The following is a 10,626-nucleotide window of genomic DNA, read 5'->3' as shown; positions in this document are numbered from 1 at the left end:
GAAGCAGCCTCGCTGTGGGAGGGCATCACCGCGAAGGAAGGCCCCGAAGCCCGCGATGCGAAATGGTCGCATCCGGATCTGCTGCCGCAGCTGCCCGATGACGGTGCGAAGGCGGGCAAGGCCGAGGGCCCCCAGCAGACCACCTCGCAGGAATCCGCCGACAAGACCCGGCAGCAGGATGCACCGGCAACCGTCGCCGACGATTCTTCCGCAACCGAGACCGAGGGGTTGCAAGACATTCCGGACCACATCGACTGGGACGCCGAACTCACCAAGCTGCTTGACGAGGAAGGACACGGCGACGGCCCGTCCGATGGCGGAGCGGATACGTCCGGCGACGATGCGACCGCCCCCAATGGCAGCGCGTCCGACGACGGTTCGGATGCGCCGGACACCAAGCCGAACAACGAATCCGGCGACGATCCGGATTCACCGGAAGAAGCGTGAGACCCGTCTCCGGTAATCGCCTTCGTTTCCTTCGCGGGTGCGTGCGAAGGAAACGTCCAGCGTATCTTCGGCGCGCGTCACCGCCACGTACATGAGGCGGCGCTCCTCTTCCAGCGCGTCGCCGTCCGATGGGGAGCCGTACGGCATCAGCCCTTCCGAGCAGCCGATAAGGAACACGTGCTTGAATTCCAAGCCCTTGGACGCGTGGATGGTGGAGATGGTCACGCCGCCCGCGCTGCCGACGCCTATCACGTCCAGCATGGCGAGCCGCGTCTGCACATCGTCGGCGAGCGCCGAGTTCTGCCATCCGCTGTCCCGGCGTATGCGGTAGCGCAGGTGCTGTTCGGCCAGCGCCTTGCAGAGGATCTGCTGCTGCGCGTTGACTCTGGTGAGGATGGCGCAGTCGGCGGGCGCGGCGCCGGCGTCCACGAGTTTGCGGATGCGGGCGGCGACGCCTCTGGCTTCGGCGAGGTCGTTGTCGTATATGGTTTCCTCCACCCGCCGGCCTTGGTCGCGTTCCGAGGTGAGGCGCAGGTAGTCCGCGCGTTGCGGCGAGGCTTTGAGCACGCGGTTGGCGTAGTCGACGATCTGCGGGGTCGACCGGTAGTCGTTGTTGAGGCTGATGTCGGCGGAGAGGGGCCCGAATTCGCTGGCGAAGTTGAGCAGGTTGTAACTGCTCGCGCCCGCGAAGGAGTAGATGGTCTGCGCGGGGTCCCCCACGACGCAGATATTGCGGTTGATGCCCAGCCATCGGGTGAGCAGCCGGTGCTGCAGCGGCGAGACGTCTTGGTATTCGTCGACGGTGAGCCATGTGATGCCAGACCGTATCGCGGAGGCCACTTCCGCGTCGCTTTCGATGAGATGGCAGGTGATGAGCAGGATGTCGTCGAAGTCGATTTCGTTGCGGTTGGTTTTTTCGGCCTCGTACGCCTTGTAGACGTCCACGAATTGTTCCGGTTCGAGTCCCGATGGCGGCTGGTGGTGCAGCGCGGCGCAGACGCGTTCGTAGTCTTCCGGCGCGATGAGCGAGATCTTGCACCAGTTGACCTCGTCCTGCAGTTGGCGCACGGTGCCGTCGTCCACCTGGATGGTGGTGACGCGGCGCAGGGACCGTTCGAGCACCTCCCTTGGATTGCGCGACACGAATGGCATCTGCCCTTCGCACACGTCGGGCCACACGCGGCGGAGCTGGTGCAGCGCGGCGGAGTGGAAGGTCGATGCGGTGACGTCGGCCGCGACGTCGAGTTTGGAGAGTCGTTCGCGCATTTCCGCCGCGGCCTTGACGGAGAAGGTCACGGCGAGCGTTTTCGCCGGATTCCACGCTTTGGTCGCGCACGCGTAGGCGATTCTGCGGGTGACGGTGCGTGTTTTGCCGGCGCCTGCCCCCGCGATGATGCGCACCGGCCCGTCCACGGCGGTGGCCGCCTCGCGCTGCGCGTCGTCGAGTCCTTCGAGAATCTCATCCGCTGTTGCACTCATAGGCTCCATTGTGGCAGATACACCGACGGTTCACGCGGATTCGCTGGCAAGTCGTCACCGCTTTGCCCTTTATATGTATTAGTGTTGGCTGTGTGATCGATCGTAACACTTTCATGATGGCTGCTTTGGCGAGCGCCACGATGCCGACTGCCGTGATGGCGGGAGTGCGCGCCAGCGAGCAGATCAACTCCACCGACACGGCCTATGGTATCGACCATGCCGTGGTGCAGGATTCGGCGGGCGCGCTGTACGACGTGTTCGCCTCCGACACGGAGCAGGGGCGCAGGCGTCTTGCGGGGCGTGTCCGCGCGGCGCGGGTGTTGTCGCAGAACCGCGATTTGGCGGGACTTGGGTTTGACGTCGATCGCGTGGTGGCTTTTTCGGACGGCGATTCGGAGCGTTCCGTCACCGCGGACACGTCGGTGCTTGTGGCGGCGCATCATTCCGGCGAGGCGCGTCCGTTGGAATTGCTGACGTTGGATGATTGCGCGGCCGTCGGCACGACGTTGGGCGCCATCCACCGTCTGCGTACGGATTTCCTGCAGCAGGCGAAGTATCCGGCGTATGCGACGGGGCAGATTCGCGCTCAGCTGATCGCCTGGATCAGGAATCTGCGCGAGGCCGGCCATGTTCCGCAGGAGATCACCGATAGCTGGGCGAACGTTCTGGAGACGGACGGCCTGTGGTCGTTCGCCACGTGCCCGGTGCACGGCGGTCTGAGCGACGGCGATCTGCTGTTCTCGGGCTCGTCCATCACCGCGGTCACCAATTGGCAGAACATGCAGGTGAACGATCCGGCGCGCGATCTGGCTTGGATCTTCGCGAAGCTTGACGAGAGCCACCGCAACGCGCTGATTTCGGCTTATGGCCGTCTTCTGGGCAATCGATTGGACGATTTGATTATGCTGCGGGCGAATCTGTGGCTGCAGATGGAGCAGGTCGGTGATTTCATCACCGCGTTGCAGCAGGCCGACAATGTCAAGATCATGAAGTTCAAGGCCCAGGTGGAGCGTCTGGCACATCAGCTGAGCCTCACCACAACGAGGAATCGCGCGTCGTCGCAGCCACGGCATGCCGCCGCGAATCCCGTGGCGAGCCAGCCGCCGAGCACGATCACGGTGGGCACGTTGCTGGACGAGTCGGAACGTCGCCGCAGGGAGGCCGCGCAGCAGCGGGATTCGTCCGATGTGACCGGCGAGCGCCGCATCGACGCGGTCGACATGGACGACACGACCGGCGATTTCGACGTGACCGGCGGCCATTCCGTGGCCGGCGTGAACGCCGTAGCCTCCACGGATAACGTGCGCACCACAAGGAACCTTGCCGAGGACGCGACGGAGGCGTTCAACCGTCCGACCCCGGTGGAACGGCCGGTGCAGGAACCACAGTCGGATTCCGCGGGATTCGCCCCGGCCTCCTACCCTGTGCAGGTGACCCATTCCCGCTCGGCCACGACGGAGCAGCTCGACGACGATGACACCGACGAACATGACGTGACGCCGGTGAGCACGTTCCTTCCCAAGCATTCCGCGAGAGAGTTGCACGACTCCATGCCGGCGAGCTCGACCATCGTGATCAGCAAATTGGAGAGCACCAACAAGAACGCCGACGCGTCCGCGAAGACGATTCCCGCGGAACACAGCGAGGCCAGCACGATGTTCCTTCCGCTGCTGGAACGCGACGAGGCCGCCATGCAGAAGGCGCGCGAGCAGCTTGGCCAGGCCAACACGGTGTCCGCGGAGGGCACCGACACGGCCTCCGTGGCGTCTCCGACCGGGGACCAGGCGTCGCAGGCGCAGTAGGCGGACGACCCGCAAGGCGTACAATAGGCGCATTATCCGTACCGAACAGCGCGGTCATACGCGCGGCAACAAGACGAAAGGCAATTTTCCATGGACATCGAACTGGGCATCCAGAACGTGGCTCGTACCGTCACCTTCAGCACCGACGACACCGCCGACGCGGTGAACGCCGCGATCGCCGACGCGGTGGAGAACGGCAAGACCATCAATCTGACCGACGACAAGGGCCGTCGCATCGTGGTGCCGGCCGGCGCGCTCGGCTATGCCATCATCGGTTCGGAGACGAAGCACGCCGTCGGTTTCGGCAACCTCTGACCATCGTTCACGTCCGGCCATGCGGATGACGCCGGACGCGAATTCATCGCAAAACAGGCCGGGCTCTTCGTCCGGCCTGTTTTTATGCGATTTCCGCACACCATCGCATGTCACCACACGTCCTCGCGCTTGTTCCGCGTTCCTATGCGGAACAAGGCTTGTCCGTCTACAATCGCACTCCGCGGCGCAGTATCTCACGGATGGTGGCATCGTCGGTGAGGTTCTCCCCCAGCTTGTTCGGCTTGCCCTTGCCATGCCAGTCGGAGCCACCGGTGACCAGCAGATCGTGCTTGGCGGCGATGCCGAGCAGCCGTTCGCGCTGTTCCGGAGGATTGCCGCGATGCCATACCTCAAGCCCGTCCAATCCCTCGTCGATCAGACGGCCGATCTGCCGGTCGGACAGCAGGTTCCGGTTGCGCTGCGGGTCGCCGGCATGCGCGATGACGATGACGCCGCCGGCGTCCTTGACCGCGGCAACCACCTCGTGCGTGGTCGGCGAAGGCGTCGGCAGATAGTATTTCGCCGTGCTGCTCACCGCTCCGGAGAACGCCTCGGAACGGTTGCGGTACACGCCGGCGGCTACCAGCGCGTCGGCGATGTGCGGACGTCCCACCGTGGTGCGCTCCCCTTCGCGCGTCTGGGCGAGCACGTCCTCCCATGTGATCGGGTAGTCCTGCGCGATCAATGCCACCATGCGTTGCGACCGGCGCAGCCGCGCGGCCCGCGTGGAGGCGAACATCTCGCGGATGCGCACGTTCGTCGGATCGTATTGGAAGGCGAGCATGTGCACGGAAACGTCATCGTCGGCGGCGGTGATCTCCGTGCCGCGCAGCAACGGCAATCCGACTTCCCTGGACGCGTCCAGCGCCTCCTGCCATCCGGCCGTCGTGTCGTGGTCGGAAATCGCGACGCCGTGCAGTCCCAGCGTCTTCGCCTGCCGCAGCAACGTGAGCGGGGTCTCCGTGCCATCGGAGAACACGGTGTGGCAGTGGATGTCCCAGCCGACGGCGGGCGGTGCGGTGATGCCAATTTCAGTCATAGGTTCCATCGTAGGCGGATTCTTGACGTGACATGGCATGTTCCGCGTACACTAGACGTATTGCTTGATTTTCCGATTGTTCAAGGATCTGACGATGAACGATATTGCCGGCGGAGCAGCCGCCAACGAACCGAACGGGCGCGGGTCCGCGGTCGACGAGGACGGTTCCATCAGCCACATGGCCGACGACTACACGATGCCGCGCGGCTGGCGGCATGGCGCGACCTGGACGTATCTGGTGATGCTGCTCGCCTCGGCGGCGGCGTTGGTGGTGTCGTTCGTGCTGTCCGCGGAGACGTTGAAACTGGCGCGCAACCCCGGTCAGAAGCTCAATTGCGACGTGAACGCCGTCATGTCGTGCTCCACCGTCGCGGAATCCTGGCAGGCGGAGATCGTCAAGTTCGCGGGCCTGAGCTTCCCGAATGCGTTCTTCGGCATCGCCGCCGAATCGGTGTTCGTCACCGTCGCGGTGATTGGTCTGGCGAAGGTGGCGGTGCCGCGCTGGTTCGCGTCGTGCACATGGCTGGGCGGTCTCGCCGCATTGGCGTATTCGTATTGGCTGACCACCCAGTCCCTGTTCGTCATCAACGCGTTGTGCCCGTGGTGTCTGGCGCTGATGTTCTCCACCACCGTGCAGTTCATGGCGCTGTCCCATGCGACGGTGGTGGTGCAGAACATTCCGCGCGGCCATGCCGGGTTGCGCAAGTATTACCGTCTGAACTTCGACGCGATGGTGGATCTCGTATGGATCGTCGCCCTCGTCGTCGTCATCATCGTCAAGGACGGCGCGGCGCTGTTCGGCTGACGGCTGCTCGGCCGCGGCACCTGCGACGACATCAGACCAGTTCGATTTTGCCGACGATGGTGGCGGAGCCGGTGAGCTTCACATCCGTGTCGGTCACATCGACGCGCAGCGTACCGCCACGCACGGTGATGGTCCAGTGGTCGATGCCGGTTTTGGCGCGCAGGGTGACCGCCGTGGCGCACAGGCCGGTGCCGCACGACAGCGTCTCCCCGCAACCGCGCTCGTTGACGCGCATGGTGGCCTCGCCGGCGTCATCGCCCTCGCTCTGTTCGTCGATGCGGACGAATTCGACGTTCTGGTCGCTTTCGATTTCCGGGGCGACCACCGGCTTGACGGCCAGATCGAGTTCCTCGACGGTCGGCAATGTCGCGAACGCGTCTTCCAGAACGGCGACGACATGCGGATTGCCCATGTCCACGAAAGTGCCGCGCGCGGAGCCTTCGACGCCGGGGATCGTGACCTCATAGCCGTCCAGCTCGCCGCGCTTCCATGCGCCCATCTCCACCTGGAACACGTCCTTGCCGAGGCCAGGCACGTCGCCGAGCGACGTGAGGGTCTTCACTCCGGCGCGGGTGCCGAGGCGGAACGGCCTGCCACCGGGCCGGTCGGCGAGCCCCTGGCGCTGCGCGAACAGCGTGATGGCCCTCGTGCCGTTGCCGCACATCTCCGCGAGGGAGCCGTCGGCGTTGCGGTAGTCCATGAACCATTCGGCGCCGTTGGCCTTGCAATCCGCAACCTGCGCGTCGCTGAGGTCGGAGACCGCGCGCGGATGCGCGAGACGGATCAGACCGTCGCCGCCGATGCCGAAATGACGGTCGCACAGGTACCGCACCTCGTCGGCGGTCGGCTCGTATTCGCCGTCAGGATCGGCGTAGACGACGAAATCGTTGCCTGTGGCGTGTGCTTTGTAAACAATGCTTGGGATGCTCATACGATTCACTCTACACGCGGTAGTCTATTGAAGGCGGATGTGCCATGGCACGTCCGCGGAACGATTTTTTGCGGGAGGAATGATGACTTCAACGGCACCGATCGGCGTATTCGACTCCGGTTTGGGCGGCATTTCGGTGGCGCGTGAGCTTCGCCGCGACATGCCGAACGAACGCGTGCTGTATTTCGGTGATTCCGCGAACGCGCCGTATGGCACGAAAACCCCGGAGCATGTGCGCGAACTGTCCGAACATATCATGGAGCGTTTCGCACGGCAGGGCGTGAAGGCCGTGGTGATCGCCTGCAACACCGCGACCTCGGTGGCCGCGAACGCGTTGCGCGACCGATACGATTTCCCGATCATCGGCATGGAGCCCGCGCTCAAGGTCGCCTGCGACCGCGGCGAGGGGCATCGCCAGCGTGTGATCGTCGCCGCCACGAACCTGACGTTGCGCGAAAGGAAGTTCGCGGTGCTGATGGACCGGTTCAAGGCGGACCACACCATCTTTCCGGAACCATGCCCCGATCTGGTGGAGATCGTCGAGCATGGCCGGCTCGACGACCATGCTCTGGTGATGCGCACGCTGCACCGGTATTTCGACCAATACGATCTGTCCACCATCGATGCCGTGGTGCTGGGCTGCACGCATTTCGTGTTCTATCGTGATTATTTCCGCGAGCTGCTGCCGGATTCCGCCGCTATCATCGACGGCAACCTCGGCACGGTCAGGCATCTGGGCGTCGTGCTGGAATCGTTGGGCAAACTCGCTCCGGAGGACGCGCGAGGCGGCATCGAACTCACCAACTCCGATTCCTCGCCGGAAATGCTGACGTTGATGGAGGATCTGCTCAACCGTTGAACGGCGGGCGATCGCCGATGGCGAATGTCCGCATTACGCGCGTAAAGTCGTGAATCATCGACAATCCGGAACGGGAAGAACGGGAAAGGACGGATGTATGGCGAACAGGACGGCGATGATCGATGTCGGCGGCGGCTTCCGCGCGATCTACGGAGCCGGTGTGATGGACCGCATGCTCGAGGACGGCACGCATGTCGACCACTGCTACGGCGTTTCGGCGGGCAGCGCCAACATGGTCTCCTTCATCTCCGGCCAGCATGGCCGCAACCACACGTTCTACACGCAGTACGCGTTCCGCAAGGAGTATGCGAGCCTCGACAGCTACATCAAGAACCACAATTTCGCGAACCTCGATTACGTGTACAGCACGCTGAGCAACCATGACGGCGAGAATCCGGTCGATTACGAGGCGTTCGAATCGAATCCGACCGGCTTCACCGTGGTGGCATGCAATGCCGAGGACGGTTCCACGAAGTATTTCGACAAATCCGACGTCGGTTATGACGATTTCGACATCATGAAGGCCTCGTCCGCGGTGCCGGTGGCATGCGAGCCGTATGTGATCGACGGCGTGCCATATTACGACGGCGGCATCGCCGATCCGATTCCGGTGCAGAAGGCCGTGGACGACGGCTTCGACCGCATCGTGGTGATTCTGACGCGTCCGAAAGACATTCTGCGCGAGCAGAAGAAGGACATCGCACCGGCCAGGATTCTGCGGCGCACCCATCCCGAGGCGGCCGAAAAGCTGCTGAACCGCTACCAGACGTACAACGACGAGGTGGCGTTGGCGAAGGAGCTGGAGCGTGAGGGCCGCGTGCTGATCCTCGCGCCGGAAAGCCTGTACGGGCTCAACACGCTGAGCAAGTCCTATGAGGGTCTGGAGCGCATGTACCGCGCCGGTTACGCGGCAGCCGCGGCGATTCCGGAATTCCTGGCAAGCTGAGGCACGACGACTTTCGCCGCGGATTTCCATGCGGGCTCAAATCCTGATGATTCATGGGCCCGCATGGTAGAATCGGCACTGGCTAATTGAATACGGAAACATAGTCTTACATGGAAAGCACTCGACGGATGAGCGATTCTAATTCAAACCCGCAGCAGAACATTCCGCCGGAATCGGATTCTTCGGCACCGAACTCCGACCCGCGGAACACACAGCCCTCAAATAGTGGCGCGCAGGACTCCCCCGCCAGCCAATCCCCGTCGGATGCTTACGGCCAGCAGCCGTATGGGCAGTCCTATGGGCAACCGCAGCATGGCCAGTCTCAGCCTGCGCAACCGCCATATGGGCAGAACGGCCAGCAGCCTATCAACCCATATGGCCAGCAGGTCTATGGGGCATCGGCACCACAGTACGGAGAAAACCCGTATGCGCAGGCGCCAAACGTCCAGCCGCAGTATACGCAGGATGCACAGTACCCGCCGCAACCGCAGAACGGCCAACAGTACGGCGGGCAATACAACGGGCAATACGCGCAGACGCAGAACACGCAGCAGAGCCCGCAACCGCAATATGCGCAGAACGGCCAGCAGCCGTATGCGCAGTCCCCATACGAACAGCCGCAGTACGCACAGCAGCCGTATGGCGGTGCGGCCGCCGGTCCTTCTGATCCCACAGCCCCTGCAACCCCAGATGGCTCCTATAACGGCCAGCCCTACCAGCAGTACGGCAACCAGTCCTATGGAAACCAGCAGTATGGCAATCAACCGTACGGGAACCAGCAATATGGACAGCCGGCGTACAATCAGCCCTACGGCTATGGTCAGAATGGTTACGCGCCAAATGGATATGCACCAAATGGGTATGCGCAGAATTCGGCACAGACGCGGGTGCCGACCACTCCATGGATCCCCGACTACCAGTGCGGCTTCGGCGACGCCATCAAACGCTACTTCCTTGGATATGTGCAGTTCAGCGGCCGTTCCAGCATCCGCGAATACTGGTGGGCGACGTTGTTCGTGTTCGTCACCAATACCATCGCCCTGTTTATTCCTGTGTTAGGCACGCTTTGGGGACTTGCCACCATACTCCCCTCCATCGCGGTCAGCCTGCGCAGGTTGCATGACAGCAACCGCAGCGGCTGGTGGTACCTCGTCTGCGCCGTCGCCGAGTTCATCGGAACCTTCCTCATGATCATCGGCGGCATTTCGTCCATATTCTCGTTCAGTTATTCGTACGCGGGCATGGCGGCGAGCACTGGCCTGGGTGCCATGTCCGCCCTGCTGACGATCGGAGGCCTCATCAACCTCGCGGCCTTCGGATTCCAGATCTGGCTGTACACGCGTCCCGCGGACCCGCAGGGCATGCACTACGACAAGCCCATGCAGTGATCGTCAATCGAATCGCCGGCCCATCCGCATTGTCGGGTGGGCCGGCGATTCGATTATCATCGTCATGGAGTCACGCGTATCGCGTGGAGAACGTTTTCATAAGGCTTTGCATGAAGGAGGGCGCATGCGGCTGCGCATGACGGGCAACATCGATTTCAACGGTGCCGATGATCTGCTGTTCCTGGGATTCCATGGCTTCGGCAATGAGGAGAACGAGATGATCCGCATCATCGACGCGTTGGCTGCCGGGAAGCCCGCGGGCGGCAATGCGAAGAGCCCGAATTACCTGTCGTTCCGCGGCACGTATGACCGTCCGTACATCGGCACGTACTACTGGTATCCGGATGGCTGTTCGGTGGAGGAACGCCGTCGCGAATGCAGTGCCGTGGGCGCTGAGGTAGTGCGGTTGCTGGATGCTCCCGCTTACGCGCGTTTCCGCAAGGTGCTGATCGGATTCTCGCAGGGTGGGTATCTGTCGTACCGCATGGTCGCGGAGCATCCCGGAGTGTTCGACGCCGCGGTGTTGATGAGTCCGTCGTTCAAGGGCGAGGAAGCGGATGGTTCCTTGATTGGCGGTTCCTCGGTTGACGGCTCTTTGGCTGGCAACTCCTTAAG

General features: G+C 63.2%; 11 protein-coding genes. 8 read left to right on the top strand and 3 right to left on the bottom strand.

Annotated elements, in window-relative coordinates; all coding sequences use genetic code 11:
- The coding region (locus B3C64_RS00610; protein WP_291533017.1) for a zinc-dependent metalloprotease at nucleotides 1-447 on the top strand (447 nt) is incomplete at its 5' end.
- Here the strand turns inward: B3C64_RS00610 and B3C64_RS00605 are convergent.
- Complete coding sequence (locus tag B3C64_RS00605; RefSeq protein ID WP_291533015.1) at nucleotides 430-1,935, bottom strand: ATP-dependent helicase; 1,506 nt, start codon at nucleotides 1,933-1,935, stop codon at nucleotides 430-432. The genes B3C64_RS00610 and B3C64_RS00605 overlap by 18 nt on opposite strands.
- A 104-nt stretch (nucleotides 1,936-2,039) precedes the next feature.
- Here B3C64_RS00605 and B3C64_RS00600 point away from each other — a divergent pair, with 104 nt between their 5' ends.
- Both B3C64_RS00600 and B3C64_RS00595 read left to right on the top strand, forming a co-directional pair.
- A complete protein-coding gene (locus B3C64_RS00600; RefSeq protein ID WP_291533014.1) occupies nucleotides 2,040-3,728 on the top strand; it encodes a phosphotransferase in 1,689 nt (562 codons plus the stop codon).
- A gap of 90 nt (nucleotides 3,729-3,818) precedes the next feature.
- The gene (locus B3C64_RS00595) at nucleotides 3,819-4,043 is read left to right on the top strand and encodes a DUF3107 domain-containing protein (RefSeq protein ID WP_291533012.1); all 225 of its coding nucleotides are present in this window, start codon (nucleotides 3,819-3,821) and stop codon (nucleotides 4,041-4,043) included.
- Between the two features lie 166 nt (nucleotides 4,044-4,209).
- Here the strand turns inward: B3C64_RS00595 and B3C64_RS00590 are convergent, their stop codons facing one another.
- The gene (locus B3C64_RS00590) at nucleotides 4,210-5,082 is read right to left on the bottom strand and encodes a PHP domain-containing protein (RefSeq protein WP_291533010.1); all 873 of its coding nucleotides are present in this window, start codon (nucleotides 5,080-5,082) and stop codon (nucleotides 4,210-4,212) included.
- Between the two features lie 178 nt (nucleotides 5,083-5,260).
- Here B3C64_RS00590 and B3C64_RS00585 point away from each other — a divergent pair, with 178 nt between their 5' ends.
- Entirely contained in the window at nucleotides 5,261-5,887 is a 627-nt protein-coding gene (locus B3C64_RS00585; RefSeq protein ID WP_291533048.1) for a vitamin K epoxide reductase family protein, read from the top strand.
- 31 nt (nucleotides 5,888-5,918) lie between these two features.
- Here the strand turns inward: B3C64_RS00585 and dapF are convergent, their stop codons facing one another.
- Nucleotides 5,919-6,818 carry a diaminopimelate epimerase gene (gene dapF, locus B3C64_RS00580; RefSeq protein WP_291533008.1) on the bottom strand — a complete coding sequence of 300 codons (900 nt, stop codon included), beginning with the start codon at nucleotides 6,816-6,818 and terminating at the stop codon, nucleotides 5,919-5,921.
- Between the two features lie 82 nt (nucleotides 6,819-6,900).
- On the opposite strand from dapF, the gene murI reads away from it, so the two are divergent.
- The 4 genes from murI to B3C64_RS00560 all read left to right on the top strand — a co-directional run.
- The gene (gene murI / locus B3C64_RS00575; protein WP_291533007.1) at nucleotides 6,901-7,677 is read left to right on the top strand and encodes a glutamate racemase; all 777 of its coding nucleotides are present in this window, start codon (nucleotides 6,901-6,903) and stop codon (nucleotides 7,675-7,677) included.
- Between the two features lie 97 nt (nucleotides 7,678-7,774).
- Entirely contained in the window at nucleotides 7,775-8,623 is an 849-nt protein-coding gene (locus B3C64_RS00570; protein WP_291533005.1) for a patatin-like phospholipase family protein, read from the top strand.
- Between the two features lie 128 nt (nucleotides 8,624-8,751).
- Nucleotides 8,752-10,011 carry a DUF805 domain-containing protein gene (locus B3C64_RS00565; protein ID WP_291533003.1) on the top strand — a complete coding sequence of 420 codons (1,260 nt, stop codon included), beginning with the start codon at nucleotides 8,752-8,754 and terminating at the stop codon, nucleotides 10,009-10,011.
- 124 nt (nucleotides 10,012-10,135) lie between these two features.
- The coding region (locus B3C64_RS00560; protein ID WP_291533001.1) for an alpha/beta hydrolase at nucleotides 10,136-10,626 on the top strand (491 nt) is incomplete at its 3' end.

The organism is Bifidobacterium sp. UBA6881, assembly GCA_002451435.1.
In the GTDB taxonomy this organism is placed as follows: Bacteria; Actinomycetota; Actinomycetes; order Actinomycetales; family Bifidobacteriaceae; genus Bifidobacterium.
The sequence above is the reverse complement of the archived record's forward strand: the minus strand, read 5'-3'. Positions and strand labels throughout refer to the sequence as shown.